A 16,435-nucleotide genomic window follows, 5' to 3' on the forward strand; every position below is an offset into this window, starting at 1 on the left:
ATGTCCCTCTGGGAATTGACCTGCAACTCTAACTCTTCCCCATGTCGAACCTTTCATATAGAATCTGCATGGCTCTCATTACATCTGTTTCCTTTATTAAAAATGAAATTGTGATATCCGAGTCTGAGGTCTGGAGGACTGTAACCCCTGCCCTGTCAAGGGACTCCATGGCATTTGCCATTACACCGGGAACCCCCTCCATACCGGCGCCGATTACAGATATCTTGGCACAATCGGTATCAACCACAATATTATATCCTGCCTCCTGAAGGATCCGGCTGGCTCCTGTAGTATCATCTCTATTGATGACAAAGAAAATAGAGTTAGGCGCTACTCCAATCATATCAATACTGATTCTGGCTTCTGCCATTGTCTTCAGCACCTTTACCTTAGCCATCTGGACGGCGCTCCCGTCAAGAGGCCCCACCTTTATCTGGCTGATGTTGGTCAGGTGAGCAAGTCCGGTGATAACCCTTTCATCAACATTTTCAGCTATCAGGGTACCCTCAGCATCTGAAAAGGTGTTTTTTATCTTAATCGGAACCTTCCCGCTCATAGCTGCCTCAACTGCCCTGGGGTGGATGACCTTGGCCCCGTGATAAGCCATTTCACAGATTTCCCTATAGGAGACATCTTTCATGATGGCCGCATCGGGAATAACCCTCGGGTCTGTTGTCATCACCCCGTCAACATCGGTATATATCTCCACATATTCTGCTTCCAGGGCTGCCCCCAGAGCTGTTGCCGTAGTATCACTGCCTCCCCGGCCCAGGGTGGTGGTGCTGCCATCCTTACTGGTCCCCTGAAATCCGGCGACGATAACAATATTCCCTTCTGCCAGGGACCGCCTGATAAAACCGGGATCTATCTCAAGTATCTGGGCATTCCCATATGCTCCGTCAGTACATATGCCCGCCTGTCCACCGGTCAAAGCGATAGCCTGGTGGCCCATGCTTTTCAGCAGTGTAGCCATGACTACTGAAGAAATAACCTCTCCACATGATATCAACAGGTCAAGCTCCCTGGGTTCAACATCATCATGTACTGACTTTACCAGCCCAAGCAGGGTATCTGTAGCATAAGGCTCGCCCTTCCTGCCCATCGCCGAAACAACAACCACAGGGGAATATCCCTGATTTTTAGCTTCAATAATCCGCTTTAGTACCTTTTCTCTTGACTCCGCAGTCGCGACAGATGTCCCGCCGAATTTTTGGACGACGATCTTCAATGATTACACCTCTCCCCAATTAACTCTATCTTTTTAGTATAAACCTATCACTTTGCTATTTCAATAACAAATACTTGTATAAACACTGCCATAAATGCCTATCCTCTAAATGAGGTGGTTATTTATGTCCAAACTGAAGAACTTGCTTGCTAAAAACCGGCTTACATTGTATGTACTTATAATTTCACTGACCTTCATGATATTCACCCTGGTCCATGATAAGCCAAAAGTGAGTATCCAGACAGTTAATGAAAACCAGTTGACAGAAGCGGAAAAAACCCTTAAAGAAAACCGGGAACTTAAAAACAGGCTGGCCAAACTGGAGCCGCCCGCGCCGGTTAAAATGGTAGCTTCAGACAGCATCATCCCTGTCGAACAAACGCTCCCTGCGCTTACGGTAATGGAGGAAGGAATACGGGTTCCATTTGAAGAGGTTTACCAGGACACGGCATGGGTCCGCCCCGACTACCAGCCGTACTGGCACAGCATAAACGGCCAATGGTGCAGAGTCCCCGACCGGATTCACAACTCCTATCACAGGCTGTTTGCCACCCAGGGAACCCCCGTGCTGTGGGGTGAAACCCTTCATAACTGCGGCATAGCTGAGCTTGCCGGTGATATTGAACTTCCGGTTTATGGCAACAAAGCATCTGATTCGGTTGCTATAATTGCTGTCTACCATATGGTTACAGAAATAATCGTTTTTGATAAGCAGGTAGTACTGGTTGGTACACCTGCCAGGACCGGTGTCCAGGTCCTGGCAGTAGACCTCAGGGATCTGGTATCAAGTGTTTCCGGTGAAATCATGGCCTTAAATGAAAACAAGAAATTTATCTTTCAGCTGGTCACGCCTGACGGATACGAAATTGATTACAACAATATGACGGTGAGCTTTTAAACCATAAAATGAAAATGTCCCAAGCAGTGGGGCCCCGCCCGCTTCTGGGACATTTTTTCTGACCTTCTTTATGAGGTAAACCTTTTCTTAATTTCCTGCAGCCACTGTTTCCCTTTGTCAATAGAAGCCTGAACAGCCTCCGGGGCCGGACCTCCAGGAACTCTGCGGGCAGCCACACACTTTTCAATATTGATGGCATCAAAAATATCAGCTTCTATCACCGGTGAAACCTCCCGATATTCCTCCAAAGTGAGGTCTTCCAGGGATTTTCCCCTGTTGATGCAGTCCAGAACCAGTTTACCGACTATCTCATGTGCCTTTCTAAACGGGACTCCACTTTTGGCCAGGTAATCGGCAACCTCGGTGGCATTGGTAAAGCCTCCGCGGGCAGCCTGTGCCATTACCGTTTCATTGAGGGTCATTGTATCCACCATAGGCGTGAAGACCATTAGGCATCCCTTAACAGTATCAATGGCGTCAAAGAGAGCTTCCTTGTCCTCCTGCATGTCTTTATTATATGCCAGAGGCAGTGACTTCATCACTGTCAGCAGCGCCATCAGGTCGCCATATACGCGCCCGGTTTTACCCCGAATGAGTTCTGCCACATCAGGGTTCTTTTTCTGGGGCATAATACTGCTCCCGGTAGAATAAGCATCATCCAGCTCCACAAACCTGAATTCGGCAGATGACCACAAGATGATTTCCTCACAGAAACGGCTTAAGTGCATCATGATAATGGAAGCTGCGGCACAAAACTCAATGGCAAAATCCCGGTCACTGACACCATCTAGACTGTTTTCGGTGATCCCGGCAAAGCCAAGTTCTGCAGCAACACTGTTCCGGTCAAGATCAAAGGTAGTCCCGGCGAGGGCGCCGGATCCCAGGGGCAAGACATCAGTCCTCTCCAGGCAGTCCAACAGCCTGCCCATATCCCGGGCAAACATCCGGAAATATGCCATCAGGTGATGCCCGAAAGTAATAGGCTGTGCCCGCTGCAGATGGGTATAACCGGGCATAATCGTCCCGGTGTGACCTTCCGCCAGCTTCAGGAGGGTTTCCTCAAGCCCTGCCAGCAGGCCCGCCGTGGCGCAAATTTCCTCTTTCAGGTACATTTTGATATCAAGGGCTACCTGGTCATTCCGGCTCCTGGCAGTATGAAGCTTACGACCGACATCACCGATACGATCTGTAAGCAGTTTTTCGATATTCATATGGATATCCTCTGCCCCTACATCAAATTGGACCCTGCCGTCTTCTATATCTGCAAGAATCGCCGTCAGTCCGGAGATAATGGCATCAGCCTCTGCGGGCGAAATAATCCCCTGTCTGCCAAGCATCCCGGCATGGGCAATACTGCCCCTGATATCCTGCCTGTATAGCCTTTGGTCAAAAGATATTGATGAATGAAAATCTTCAACTACCTTGTCGGTGCCCTTGGTAAATCGTCCACCCCAAAGTTTCATGGTGTTCCTCCTGTAACATAAAAAGTGCTCAACCTTTCAGCCATAGGCTGATAATGAGAACCATCAGGATGGCCTCTAATACAATCATAATCATCCCCATGCTGCGGGTCTTCTTAACCTGGGTCAGGAATTCGACTTCCAGCCACTTCTTAAATTCGGGATCCTTCTGAGCCGCTTTCCATTGACTACTCTTCACCCTTCTGCTGACAATCTTTTCAGGTTTGTAGTAATAAAATCCGCCCAGAAAAATACCCACCCCACTAAGGACAAGCAAACTGATAAAAACCGGAGTACTTAACATCATCCACAACTTCCTTTTAATAATTTGTTCCGGCGGCCCGGAAAGATTAGTCCCTCAAGCCGGCCTTTTTCTCCATGATGGCCCTGACCGTCAATGGCAGTCCAAAAAGGTTGATAAACCCTTCGGCATCCTTCTGGTTATATACCTCATCACGGCCGAAGGTGGAAAATTCCTCATTATAAAGGGAATACCGCGACTTCGCTCCTGCCGGGGTACAGCTGCCTTTATAGAGTTTCATCCTCACTGTCCCGGTAACACTCTTCTGAGTAGTATCCACAAACGCATCCAGGGCCTCCCTTAAAGGATGATACCACTGCCCGTAATACACCAACTCGGCATATCGTTGGGAAACCAGGTCTTTATAATGCAGAGTATCCCGGTCAATGCAAAGCAGTTCCAGTTCGCGGTGGGCGGCATACAGGACCGTCCCCCCCGGTGTTTCGTAAACCCCTCTGGATTTCATGCCTACCAGCCGGTTTTCCACCATATCAACAATACCGACACCGTTGGCCCCGGCGGTTTTGTTCAACTCCTCTATCATCCTGACCCCATCCATAGCTTCTCCGTTCAGCCTGACCGGAATCCCCTGCTCAAAGTCCAGTTCGACATAGGCAGGCTTATCAGGCGCTTTATCAGGTGGAGTTGTCATCAATAACATATCGTATTTGGGCTCATTCCACGGGTCCTCCAGGTCTTCACCCTCATGGCTCAGATGCCACAGGTTGCGGTCCATGCTGTAGGCATGCCCTTTTTTAACCGGAATGGGGATACCCCTCTCCTCTGCATAAGCAATAGCATCCTCCCGGGAGCGAATGTCCCATTCACGCCATGGGGCAACAATCTTCAGGTCAGGCGCCAGGGCTTTCACTGCCAGTTCAAACCTCACCTGGTCATTTCCTTTTCCGGTGGCCCCGTGAGCAATGGCTTCCGCCCCCTCCTGCCGGGCAATCTCCACCAGCCTTCTCCCAATAAGAGGCCTGGCAAAAGATGTCCCCAACAGGTATTTACCTTCATATACAGCCCCGGCCTTTAGGGTCGGCCAGATGAATTCCTCAACAAAGTCTTTCTTGACATCCTCAATGTATATCTTGCTGGCCCCGGTATTAATGGCCTTTTCCTGTAGGGGGGCAAGTTCTTCACCCTGACCTACATCGGCAGCCATGGCGATTACTTCATACCCGTAGTTCTCTTTCAGCCACGGAATGATTATGGAGGTATCCAACCCTCCGGAATAAGCAAGCACAACTTTTTTGGGCATAGTGTCAAACTCCTCTCTTATATCATTGTCAGGGCAAGTACGGCCTTTTGCGCATGAAGCCTGTTTTCAGCTTCATCAAAGACAACCGAGTTCGGCCCGTCAATTACCCCTGCAGAGACTTCCTCACCCCGGTGGGCAGGCAGGCAGTGCATAAACAGATAATCCGGCTTCGCGACGCTCACCAGCTCTTCATTGACCTGATAAGGCTCAAATATCTTCAGACGTTCCGCATGCTCCTCTTCCTGACCCATGCTGGCCCATACATCTGTATAAACAATATCGGCATCCTTAACCGCCTTAAAGGGGTCGTCAGTTATCTCTATCACTGCTCTGGTTTCAACGGCATCGGCCCTGGCAATCCTCACTATTTCCTGACTTGGTTCATAACCTTCGGGAACAGCCGCCGAAATGTGCATTCCCACTTTAGCGCAGCCATTGAGAAGGGAGTGGCAGACGTTGTTGCCATCACCGACATAAGCCAGTTTCAGTCCTTCAAGGCAGCCCTTGTGTTCCAGAATAGTCTGAAAATCGGCCAGAATCTGGCAAGGGTGGTTCAAGTCGGTAAGTCCGTTAATTATCGGTATACTGGCATATTTCGCCAATTCTTCAACATCCGAGTGGGCAAAGGTTCTGATCATGATTCCATCCAGGTAACGCGATAACACCTTAGCCGTATCGGCAATAGTCTCCCCGCGTCCCAACTGGAGTTCCTGGCCGCTCAAAAACAGTGGATAACCCCCCAGCTGGTGCATGGCAACCTCAAAAGATACCCTGGTCCTGGTGGAAGACTTGGTAAAAATCATCCCCAGGGTTTTTCCGTTTAGTATCGGGTGGGCTTCACCCTTTTTCTGTTTGGTTTTCAGATCCTGGGCCACTTTCATAATTGCCCATATCTCTTCCCTGGTCAGTGAATACAGGGCAAGCAGATCCTTACCCCGCAGACCGGAATGTAAACTATTCATGTCATCCCTCCTGTACGATAATAGTTTACCTTATCTGGTAAAGCTATACAATATGTGAAATAAATTCGCCCATGGTCTCATCAAGTATTTTTACAGCATTGTCGATATCTTCAAATGAAATAGTAAGGGGTGGGAGAAACCGCAATACATTTGCACCCACACAGTTAATCAATAGCCCCTTGCCCCGGCAGGAATCTACTATTTTTCCGCCATCAACGGTAATCCCCATCCCGAGAATCAGACCTTTACCACGCACATCAGTGACAAAGGAATATTTTTCTTTGAGACCGTCAAGTTTTCCTGCAAAATAACTGCCCTTTTCCACCGTTTCAGCCAGGAATCCTTTGTCTGCCAGAAGGCTTACCGCAGCACATCCTGCTGCCGCTGCCAGAGGATTGCCGCCAAAGGTTGAGGCATGGTCACCCGGCTGGAAGCATTCCGCCACCTTATCTTTTGCCATCAAAGCCCCCATCGGGAAGCCTCCGGCAATGGCCTTGGCCAGTGTCATCATATCAGGCTCAATGCCGTAGTGCTCATAGGCAAACAATTTTCCCGTCCGTGCCAGGCCGCACTGGACCTCATCAAAAATAAGCAGCAGACCCTTATCGGCACAGAGCTGTTTTACTTTATGCATGTAATCATAATCAGCTACATTGACCCCGCCCTCACCCTGCACCGGTTCCATCAGAATAGCACAGGTATGCGGTGAAACCGCCTTTTCCAGGGCAGCAATATCATTAAAAGGAACATACCGGAACCCCCCCGGCAGCGGGTCCAGGTCCTTCTGGTATTTGGGCTGTGCAGTTGCCGTTATGGCAGCAAGAGTCCGGCCATGGAAGGATTTTTCCATGGTTATTATTTCATATTTATCAGGGCCCAGGTATTTCCGGGCATACTTGCGGGCCAGCTTGATTGCCCCCTCATTGGCTTCAGCCCCGCTGTTACAGAAAAAAGCCTTATCCAGGGCGGAATTCTCAACCAAGAGCTTCGCCAAATCCACCTGGGGCTCAATCCAGTACATGTTGGAGACATGCATCAGGTTTCCTGCCTGTTCCCGAATGGCCTGAACCACTGCAGGGTGGCAGTGCCCCAGGGAATTCACCGCCAGCCCCGCAACAAAATCAAGATACCTTTTTCCGTCAGCATCCCATACATATACTCCTTCACCCTTAACAAGCGCCATGGGCAGCCGCCCATATGTATGCATCACATATTGCTGTCCATTTGCCATTATTTCCTTTGTATTCACAGGAATTTCCCCCCTAAATTTTCGTCAGTTCCAGCTACTTGACGACCATGGTCCCAATACCCTTATCGGTAAACACCTCCAGCAGAATGGAATGAGGTATCCTCCCATCAAGGATATGTGTGCTGTTTACCCCTTTTTCTATCGCCTGTACACAGCACTCCACCTTGGGAATCATTCCTCCGCTGATAACACCTGAGGCAATTTTCTGTTCAACCTCACCAAGCTTGAGCTCTGATATAAGTGTTTCCTTATCACTGTAATCTTCAAAAATGCCCTCAACATCAGTAAGCAGGATCAGCTTATCAGCATTCAGGGCCGCAGCCACCTCACCGGCAACATAATCTGCATTGATGTTGTAGCTTTCCCCCTCTTCCCCGACACCGACCGGGGCTACTACGGGAATATACCCCTGGCTGATAATAGTCTGGATTATTTCCGGGTTGATTTTTTTCACATCTCCCACAAACCCGATATCCTGCAGGGAATGGTTGCCCTCAGAATCAACAGCCCTGCCCATTTTTTTCACAGCCTGGATAAGGCTGGCGTCTTTTCCGGACAGCCCCACAGCTTTGCCGCCGTGCCTGTTAATCAGGGCCACTATCTCTTTATTAATTTTCCCTACCAGGACCATCTCCACGATTTCCATGGTAGCCGGATCTGTCACCCGGCACCCGGCCACAAACTGTGAGGGTATATCCAGCCGCTTCAGCATTTCAGTGATTTCCGGCCCGCCCCCGTGGACTATCACCGGGTTAATTCCAATTAATTTCATTAGAATCACGTCATTAATTACCGCTTGTTTAAGGTTATCATTTACCATGGCATGACCACCATACTTGATAACAACTGTTTTCCCGTAGAATTTCCTGATATATGGCAGGGCTTCAATAAGAATACCCGCTTTTTCTACTGCATTCTTCATCATCTCTCAACCCCTCTCATATTCTATTTAGTTCCCTGTGTGCTACACAGACCTGTTGTGCCTGCCGGTAATCCTTTCTATGTCGATCCGAATCATTCGGAGCACAGCGAGCTTTTCTTTCGGCACCGGTGAAATTTCTGTATCGCGGTATTTTTCCACTAATTTATTCAAACTTAAGGACACTTCACTTTTTCCTTCCACCTCTGCGGCTTTTCCGAAAACCGCCACACTCTCAAATTCATATGTATATGTACAGGGACTGTCACCTGTTCGTTTGCAGCCCGGGTCAGCCACAGTAAAGCAAACCAACGGGTTGTGGGCCAGGATATCCCACTTAAGCCCTTTAAGGCCTGTATGGATATATATCTTTTGCTGCTCCCGGTCAAAAAAATAGTTCACGGGAATACAGTATGGCATATCGTCCCGGCACATCGCCAAAAACCCTGTCTGTTCCCGTTCAAGTATTTCCATACACTTTTCCGGTGTCAAATCTTTTCCAGACAACATTTGCCCTCCTCCGGTATTTTTTTACGTAGTAATATTTATTAAAATATCCCCAGGATATCTTTCCCGGCCATTATCGCACTCCAGTGCAGCTGGTAGGCAAGGGAGATTTCGGTGTGTGCCGCAAAACCGCAGAGCCTGCAAGGGTTATCATCAGTTGTCCGGTTTTGCAGGTAACACCCCTGGTTAAACGAACCGTCAGGCTCAATATTAGCAATCATCCAGGGCTCACAAACCCATGTATTTTGTTTAAGCTTTTCCATGGCCGGGATAGAATCACTGATGGGATAACCAACTTTCTTCAGCTTAATCAGCTTATCAAGAATATCGGCACGTTCTTCCCATGTAAGCAGTAAATCTTCACTTTCCGGATATGGATAAAAAAACTGAATGGTAATGCCTCTTACAAGCGGCGCCAAAAATCTGACCAGAGCGGGAACTTCCCTGTGGTTGATGCGGTTTATGGTGATATTGGCAAAAATCTTGGGGTGTTTTGAACTCTTGATGTTGTGAATTATCCGGTCAAATGACTCTCCCCGCAGACGGTCATGGGTTTCCCGCAGTCCGTCAAGGCTGACCCATAATATGTCGGCACCCACATCCAGCGGCAGGGTCCCGTTAGTTGTCACTCCAACACAGAAAAAATGCTTCCGGGCTTCCCTGACAATATCTTTTACAGTCCGGCCGCCATCCTTCCACAAAAGTGGTTCCCCACCCTCCAGGATTAAAACCCTAATCCCCTGCTCCCGGAACTGTGGCAATAATTTCATAATCATTTCCCACTCCAGGTCTGGGACTGGCCTCTGCCAGTAGGGACACTGCCGACACCTAAGAGTACACCTGTGGGTCAGCTTCATCCCGGCAAGTATCGGCCTCTTATCATTCATGAACCTTGCCCTGACATAATACCGGGCCAGGTACATCACCTGCGAAAATTTCATTCCCACCCCTGTTCTTCCTCTCCTCATATACTTTAAACCGGCAGTCATGTCCTCCGCTCGGCAGCTATGACCTGTAACTGGCATTTATCTTCACATAATCAAATGAAAAATCACACGTCCAGGCTGTTGCTTTTTCACTGCCATGATGCAAATCAATAGTAATCTTAACTTCTTCGCGGCTAAGAATCTCTTTAGCCCGCTCCTCACTAAAATTAAGAGCAGCCCCGTTTTCGGCCATTTTCTCATCCCCAATGAAGATATCAATCCTTCCCGGGTCTAGGTCTGCACCCGAGTACCCGGCAGCACAGATAATCCGGCCCCAGTTGGCATCCTCACCGAAAACTGCAGTTTTCACCAGGTTGGAATTGGCCACTGCCATGGCCACTGCCCCGGCATCTGCAAAGGTCGGGGCATTCCTGACCTCCACCTCTATGAATTTCGTCGCCCCTTCCCCATCACGGGCAATCATTCTGGCCAGAGCGGCACAGACCTTTTCCAGGGCATCCCTGAAGACAAGGAAATTCTCATCTTCCCTTTTGATGGGACTATGCCCCGCCAGGCCGTTGGCCAGTATAACCAGGGAGTCATTGGTACTGGTGTCTCCATCTACAGTGACCATATTAAAAGTTCTGGCAGTGACATAAGTGAGGGCCTTTTGCAGCAGCTCAGAGGTTATCCCGGCATCAGTTGTCACAAAGGCCAGCATAGTGGCCATATTTGGCCTAATCATCCCTGACCCTTTGGCAATCCCCCCAATAGTAACGGTCCTGCCCCCGATTTCAAATTGTATCAGGGCTTCCTTCGAAACCGTATCTGTTGTCATTATCGCCAGAGCGGCATCATGTCCACCCGGGGAACTCAAGGCTTGCGAAGCTTCACTTATCCCCGCTTTTATCCTGTCCATGGGCAGCTTATCACCAATTACTCCTGTTGATGCCACTACAACATCTTCAGGACTGATTTTAAGGTGTCCTGCGGCTTCACGAGCCATTTCCAGAGCCATAGCCATGCCGTCTTCGCCTGTGCAGGCATTGGCACAGCCGCTGTTAACAACAACAGCTTGGGCTCTGCCGCCGGCAATATGCCGTTTAGACAGCACCACCGGAGCAGCCTTGACCGCATTGGTGGTAAATACCCCTGCGGCGGCAGCCGGAACCTCAGAAACTATTAATGCCAGGTCTTTTTTGTCGTACTTAATCCGCGCCTTTACCCCTGCAGCCCTGAACCCCTGCGGAGCAGTGATACTTCCCTCTATGTATTGTATATCATGAATCATATATTTTCCTCCTAACCTTAACTAGGTCTCTCAGAAAACCTCTGTATGTTCAAGGCTTTGCGCCTTATCCTTTATGTTGGCTCCGGAAATGCCTGTGGAATTTGGTGAGGTGTTGTACAAGATTTTCCTCGCACTGAGGCCGCGAGAAATATTACCGCAGTTCCGCTGAGTGAAGCCACAGACCGGAGCCACGGAGGGCGAAGCCGCCATTGAGGCAGCAGCGGAGCCGTTGCCGCTTTAGCGGCTTACGGATTCCGGCGTGCCCCTTGCGGGTAGAGCCAAATTGGCGGTTTAGTCTGTGGCTTCACCAGGAACAAGGTTAGATTTCTCCGGAAGCAGTGCGGAAAATCGTTACAATAGCTCACCAAACTCCATTTCCGGTCATTTTCGGAACCTGCCTATAGACATCTTACGGAAATACCGGTACATAATCAAGCCCTGTTTTCTCATTTAGCCCAAACATCAGGTTCATGTTCTGTACCGCCTGCCCTGATGCTCCTTTAACCAAATTATCAATTGTGGATACAACTACAACCCTACCGGTCCGGCTATCCACGGTCAGGCCAATATCGCAAAAATTGGATCCATAGACCCACTTGGTCTGGGGATACTGTCCCCGGGGATGGACCCTGACAAAAAACTCTTCACTGTAAAAATTCTTATATAGCTCAAGAAGCTCGTCTGTTGAGTATGAATTTACGAGAGATGCGTAAATAGTACTGAGGATTCCCCGTGTCATTGGAACCAGATGAGGGGTAAAAGAAATGGTGACACCTGTCCCGGCCAGTTTGCTGAGCTCCTGCTCAATTTCCGGGGTATGCCGGTGTCCTCCGATATTATATGCCTTAAAGTTCTCATTACATTCAGCATAATGGAAAGCCAGATTCAGCCCGCGACCTCCCCCTGACACCCCTGACTTGGAGTCGGCTATCACAGTATCTGTTTTTACCATCCCGTTTTTCAAGAGCGGCGCCAGGCCAAGGATAATACTGGTGGGATAGCATCCGGGATTCCCGATGATATCTGCTTCCAAAATCAACTTCCGGTTAATTTCAGGCAGCCCGTATACCGACCTGGCTGCAAGATCCGGGGTCTTATGGGTAACTTTGTACCACTCTTCATAGGTCTTAATGTCATCAAACCTGTAGTCAGCTCCAAGGTCGATGACCTTTTTACCTGCCGCAGCCATATCCTGCACCACTTCCATTGAGACACCGTGTGGAAGCGCGGTAAATATCACATCACACCGTTCAGCCAATGACTGTGTATCCTGAACCTCCAACACAGCTTCCGAAAAACCTCCGGTACTGGGAAACACACTGTCAAAACGCTGTTGAGAATAGGTCTGTGATGTCAGTCCCACCAACTCTACTTCCGGATGGCGGGACAGTATCCTGATTAGTTCCACTCCAGTATAACCGGTAGCCCCAATAATTCCTGCCTTAATCATTCTCTTTTCATCTCCTCTAATCAGCGGTATAAATTTCCTGCCTAATAATTTATAATTATACATCACTACTGCATAAAAATGCAATAGCAGACAAGCTGTTTTTTTCTTTTCGACAGCAGTGTTTACATTTCCTTTTATGTATGAGTTTATCCAGTTTTTCGACAATCAATTTAAAAACTTTTCGACACATAATTTGAGACTTATTTCAAGCAAATATGCTATTATATTAAAACTAATGACCTACAAAAAACAGAGGGGGAATTCTAAACATGACTTCAGATATGTTGATAATCCCCGAAAAAGAAACAAAACAACCAAATATTCTCCTACAATTTATAGTAATACTGATAGCAGCTATCGCAATTGCCAGGCTGGCATCTCCTCAGATCTGGGCAAACCATAGCAATCTCTGCCATGCCATGCTGGAACTGACATGTATATTTATAGCCGTGGTCATTTTTCTAGTGGTCTGGTTTACCTATGAACGTTCCGGTTCCGGACCTTACAATCACCTGATAGGGTTCGGATTCGTGGCAGTTGCTGTATTTAACATATTTCACGTTATTTATTACCCCGACTTTAATCTGTATCCTGACGGGCGCAGGGACCTGACACTTTATTACTGGACTCTCAGCAGTTTCGCCGAGGGGATCATGCTGCTCATTGGGACCCTGAAGCTCTGTAAGGCAAGAATCAACAAATGGGTTGGATTAACCACCTCCCTCGTATCCGCTCTAGGCATCTCCTACCTAATTCTGTTTTTTCCGGAGAGATTACCCCTTCTGGCCACAGAAAATGCAGTGGTAACACCGGTCAAGACGGCCTTCGAATATTTTATTATAGCAATATTTATAGTTGTGCTCTGGAATACTGCCAGGAATTCTGCAGGAACCCAGGATGCACCCTCAAAATACATTATCCTTGCCGTAATGTTCGTTGTGCTTACCGAACTCTGCTCAACCCTCCCAAATGCCCTCTCCCCCTTTTTTAGTACCTTTAGACATATTCTAAAAATCATATCGTATTTTTTCCTTTTCCGCGGGATTTTTGTAAATGCCGTTACCTTTCCCTACGACAAACTGGAACATTCCCAGAAGTACCTCAACAGCATACTGAACGGATTACCACTGGGTTTGATAACCTACAATTCCGATTTCAGGCTTTCCTTTGCCAACCTCAGAGCCAGAGAAATCCTCGGCTGTGAGCATGAAGATATTAAGGGCCTGTCAACTGCCGAAACCTCGGAAAAGTTTTACACAGAAAATTCGCGACACCTTCCCGATAACAGTCTGGAAGCAGCAGGGCAGATATTTGAACAGCTTGGCACCGTCAAGAACAAGTGCGGTGAGCCTGTCAGACTTGACATAGATGTCCAGCGCCTTGAACCCGGGGGTTTTTTATATATTTTTGATGAGGCCGCTAAGGCGGAACAATTAGAAAACCTGGTCCTGCAAACCCGACCTATTTTTAGTTCTTTGAGCAACCCGGTTGTCATCTTTGACAGAAATAAAGAAATCATTTGGTATAATAGGGGATTTTTGAGCGCCACCGAAATGAATACCTCCGACATCCTTGGTATCAGCAGCCGGCAGCTGCTCAAAAGCCTGAAGTTTTCCAAGAAAAAGCTGCCCTCCGGTACCCTGCCGAAAATGTGCCCCAGCCGCACCTTCGAAATCTCTGTGGTTACCCCTAAGGGAACCAAAAAGGAGCTCATCCTCCATGCTTCATCTATTTTAAGTACTTCAGGGAAGTTGATGGGATATATTGCAATAGCATCAGACATTACAGCTGCCAACATTGCCAAGGAAAAGCTGCGCCAGCAGGAGAAGCTGGTTGTCCTGGGACAGATGGCTGCCGGGATTGTCCATGAAATCAGAAATCCACTTACAACTATCCAGGGGTTTACCCAATTGATCCAGGCAAAAACTGCCGAACAATCTACCAGGGAATTTACCCATATAATCCAAGGGTCAGTTGGTGATGTAAACAGGGTTGTTACCGATTTCCTCTCCTTCGCCAAACCCTGCCCCTGTAACTTAAAGCCAGTATCTCTGACCCTACTGATGAACTCTTTACGTCTGATGCTGGAAACCCATTCATTTATGCAGGGAGTCGATATATCTTTAATAACATCACCTGGTGAGAAAATGGTGCTGGCAGATGAAAGCCAGATAAAGCAGGTTATTTTAAATATTGTTAAAAATGCCATCGAGGCTATGTCTGGGACTAAGACCCCTAAACTTCTGATAACAACCGGAATCAAAAACCTGACAGAAGAAATGTTTATTAAAATTACAGATAACGGCAGGGGAATGACCTCAGAGGAAAAAATCCGGCTGGGGACACCTTTTTTCACTACTAAGGATACAGGAACCGGACTTGGTTTAAGCATATGTTACCAAATTATCAGGGAACATGGCGGCAGAATTGAAGTGGAAAGCAGCCCCGGTAAGGGAACAACCTTTTCTATACTCCTCCCTTATCAGGATATCACCCAAGGCAAACTGCCCGGAGTCTTTGAAATGGGGAAAACAGGATGATCAAAACAAAACCGGCAAACCCCGAGACACCGGCTTCATTTTTCCGAAAGCTGCCTAAGGACTCCTTTGAGCTCCCAATTTCAATTCCCATTAAGATTATTGAAGAATCCCCCCTGCCCTTTTCGGTATGTGATGCGGAAGGCAATTACATAACCTGCAACAAGGCATTTTGTGATTTGACCGGATTCACCCTGGAAGAACTGGTACAGACATCATGGATGGCAATCACACCTCCCGAGAATCTTAAAAAAGAAATCAGTCTTGCCTATAAGTTGGTAACCACAAGCGTCCCCCAGCGTATCGAAAAGGAGTACTTCCGCAAGGATGGGACCAGGGTTCCTGTAGAACTGATTATACACAGGCATTTTCAACCGGCTGCCAAGACATGTTTTGACTTTACTTTTGTTATCAATGTTGAAAACTTGAGAAAGATGACTGATAATGTCCTTGATGTGATTACCGAGACCACACCCGAAGGGATCATCACATACTTGAGTCCATCTATACATAAAATTCTGGGCTATGATCCGGATAAAGTTGTTGGGATGCACCTGTTTGACCTGGTACATCCCGATGATATTGAAAGGCTGAGTATTGCCTTCAGCTCCTTTCTATCCGGAAGGGCTCCTGCCAAAACTGATTTCCGGTGCAGGCATATTAACGGTTCCTATCTCTGGATGGAAACAGTCGGAAATCTCCTTTATGATCAGAACAATATTATTTCAGGTGCAGTGCTGAGTACCAGGGACATTACCCGGCGCAAGGAACTGGAAAAGACCATGGCCCACCTGGAGCAAATAAATCTTGTGGGCGAGGTTGCGGTGGGTCTGGGACATGAAATCAGGAACCCGCTGACTACTGTGCGCGGTTTCCTGCAGTTAATGCAACAAGAAGACGATTTAAACAGCTGCAGGGACCGGATTAATCTCATGCTGGAAGAACTGGACAGGGCCAATTCAATCATCAAGAAGTTTCTGTTCCTGGCCAAAGATAAAGCCCTTCATTTAAAAGTGCAAAATCTCAATATTATCATACAGTCTGTCTCTCCCGCAATCAAAACAACGGCCAAACAATCCGGTCTGCGGGTGAAAACTGACCTGGGCATTACCCCTGACCTGCAGCTTGACGAGTCAGAAATTATCCTTCTGCTGAAAAACCTCTCACGGAACGGTCTGGAGGCAATGTCCCCCGGAGGAACGCTGCTGATAAAGACATATGTCGAAGGCCGCTCTGTTGTATTGGCGGTATCTGACCAGGGAACCGGTATCCCCGACGACGTGGTGGGAAAAGTAGGAACTCCTTTTTTTACCACCCGCGAAAACGGCATCGGCCTTGGAATGGCCATCTGTTACCGGATAGCTGCCAGGCATAACGCCACTGTAAAACTCGAAACCGGTCCTTCGGGAACAACAGTTTTTGTGAATTTCGAAGCCTGATTTGCCT

General features: G+C 48.0%; 14 protein-coding genes. 3 read left to right on the top strand and 11 right to left on the bottom strand.

The genetic code is table 11. The features are described from left to right. Nucleotides 1-28: 28 nt before the first annotated feature. On the bottom strand, nucleotides 29-1,228 hold the full coding sequence (dapG, locus tag Ga0451573_RS11495) for an aspartate kinase (RefSeq protein WP_231684280.1): 1,200 nt from the start codon (nucleotides 1,226-1,228) through the stop codon (nucleotides 29-31). A gap of 124 nt (nucleotides 1,229-1,352) precedes the next feature. Here dapG and Ga0451573_RS11500 point away from each other — a divergent pair, with 124 nt between their 5' ends. Next, nucleotides 1,353-2,126 (top strand): hypothetical protein, encoded by a 774-nt coding sequence (locus Ga0451573_RS11500; RefSeq protein ID WP_231684281.1) that lies wholly within the window; start codon nucleotides 1,353-1,355, stop codon nucleotides 2,124-2,126. Between the two features lie 68 nt (nucleotides 2,127-2,194). Here Ga0451573_RS11500 and argH read toward each other — a convergent pair whose 3' ends face one another. The 10 genes from argH to argC all read right to left on the bottom strand — a co-directional run bounded on the left by argH (nucleotide 2,195) and on the right by argC (nucleotide 12,452). Next, complete coding sequence (argH, locus tag Ga0451573_RS11505) at nucleotides 2,195-3,589, bottom strand: argininosuccinate lyase (protein ID WP_231684282.1); 1,395 nt, start codon at nucleotides 3,587-3,589, stop codon at nucleotides 2,195-2,197. A 28-nt stretch (nucleotides 3,590-3,617) separates the two neighbouring features. Further along, entirely contained in the window at nucleotides 3,618-3,893 is a 276-nt protein-coding gene (locus tag Ga0451573_RS11510) for a hypothetical protein (protein ID WP_231684283.1), read from the bottom strand. Between the two features lie 43 nt (nucleotides 3,894-3,936). Beyond that, the gene (locus tag Ga0451573_RS11515) at nucleotides 3,937-5,148 is read right to left on the bottom strand and encodes an argininosuccinate synthase (protein ID WP_231684284.1); all 1,212 of its coding nucleotides are present in this window, start codon (nucleotides 5,146-5,148) and stop codon (nucleotides 3,937-3,939) included. Nucleotides 5,149-5,165: 17 nt separating this feature from the next. After that, complete coding sequence (gene argF / locus Ga0451573_RS11520; protein WP_231684285.1) at nucleotides 5,166-6,110, bottom strand: ornithine carbamoyltransferase; 945 nt, start codon at nucleotides 6,108-6,110, stop codon at nucleotides 5,166-5,168. Between the two features lie 43 nt (nucleotides 6,111-6,153). Further along, on the bottom strand, nucleotides 6,154-7,359 hold the full coding sequence (locus Ga0451573_RS11525) for an aspartate aminotransferase family protein (protein ID WP_231684286.1): 1,206 nt from the start codon (nucleotides 7,357-7,359) through the stop codon (nucleotides 6,154-6,156). 34 nt (nucleotides 7,360-7,393) lie between these two features. Further along, a complete protein-coding gene (gene argB, locus Ga0451573_RS11530) occupies nucleotides 7,394-8,281 on the bottom strand; it encodes an acetylglutamate kinase (RefSeq protein WP_231684382.1) in 888 nt (295 codons plus the stop codon). A 42-nt stretch (nucleotides 8,282-8,323) separates the two neighbouring features. Continuing rightward, entirely contained in the window at nucleotides 8,324-8,788 is a 465-nt protein-coding gene (locus tag Ga0451573_RS11535; RefSeq protein WP_231684287.1) for a pyridoxamine 5'-phosphate oxidase family protein, read from the bottom strand. 38 nt (nucleotides 8,789-8,826) lie between these two features. Continuing rightward, nucleotides 8,827-9,726: a radical SAM protein gene (locus Ga0451573_RS11540; RefSeq protein WP_231684288.1), complete on the bottom strand. Its 900-nt coding sequence runs from the start codon at nucleotides 9,724-9,726 to the stop codon at nucleotides 8,827-8,829. A gap of 64 nt (nucleotides 9,727-9,790) precedes the next feature. Next, nucleotides 9,791-11,002 (bottom strand): bifunctional glutamate N-acetyltransferase/amino-acid acetyltransferase ArgJ, encoded by a 1,212-nt coding sequence (gene argJ / locus Ga0451573_RS11545; protein WP_231684289.1) that lies wholly within the window; start codon nucleotides 11,000-11,002, stop codon nucleotides 9,791-9,793. 409 nt (nucleotides 11,003-11,411) lie between these two features. After that, nucleotides 11,412-12,452 (bottom strand): N-acetyl-gamma-glutamyl-phosphate reductase, encoded by a 1,041-nt coding sequence (gene argC / locus Ga0451573_RS11550; RefSeq protein ID WP_231684290.1) that lies wholly within the window; start codon nucleotides 12,450-12,452, stop codon nucleotides 11,412-11,414. 269 nt (nucleotides 12,453-12,721) lie between these two features. Here argC and Ga0451573_RS11555 point away from each other — a divergent pair, with 269 nt between their 5' ends. Together Ga0451573_RS11555 and Ga0451573_RS11560 are read left to right on the top strand one after the other, a co-directional pair. Continuing rightward, entirely contained in the window at nucleotides 12,722-14,992 is a 2,271-nt protein-coding gene (locus tag Ga0451573_RS11555; protein WP_231684291.1) for an MASE3 domain-containing protein, read from the top strand. After that, nucleotides 14,989-16,428 (top strand): PAS domain S-box protein, encoded by a 1,440-nt coding sequence (locus tag Ga0451573_RS11560; RefSeq protein WP_231684292.1) that lies wholly within the window; start codon nucleotides 14,989-14,991, stop codon nucleotides 16,426-16,428. Before Ga0451573_RS11555 ends, Ga0451573_RS11560 begins: the two co-directional genes overlap by 4 nt. The last annotated feature ends 7 nt before the right edge of the window (nucleotides 16,429-16,435 follow it).

The sequence above is a fragment of the Phosphitispora fastidiosa genome (genome assembly GCF_019008365.1).
Taxonomy (GTDB): Bacteria; Bacillota; Thermincolia; order Thermincolales; family UBA2595; genus Phosphitispora; species Phosphitispora fastidiosa.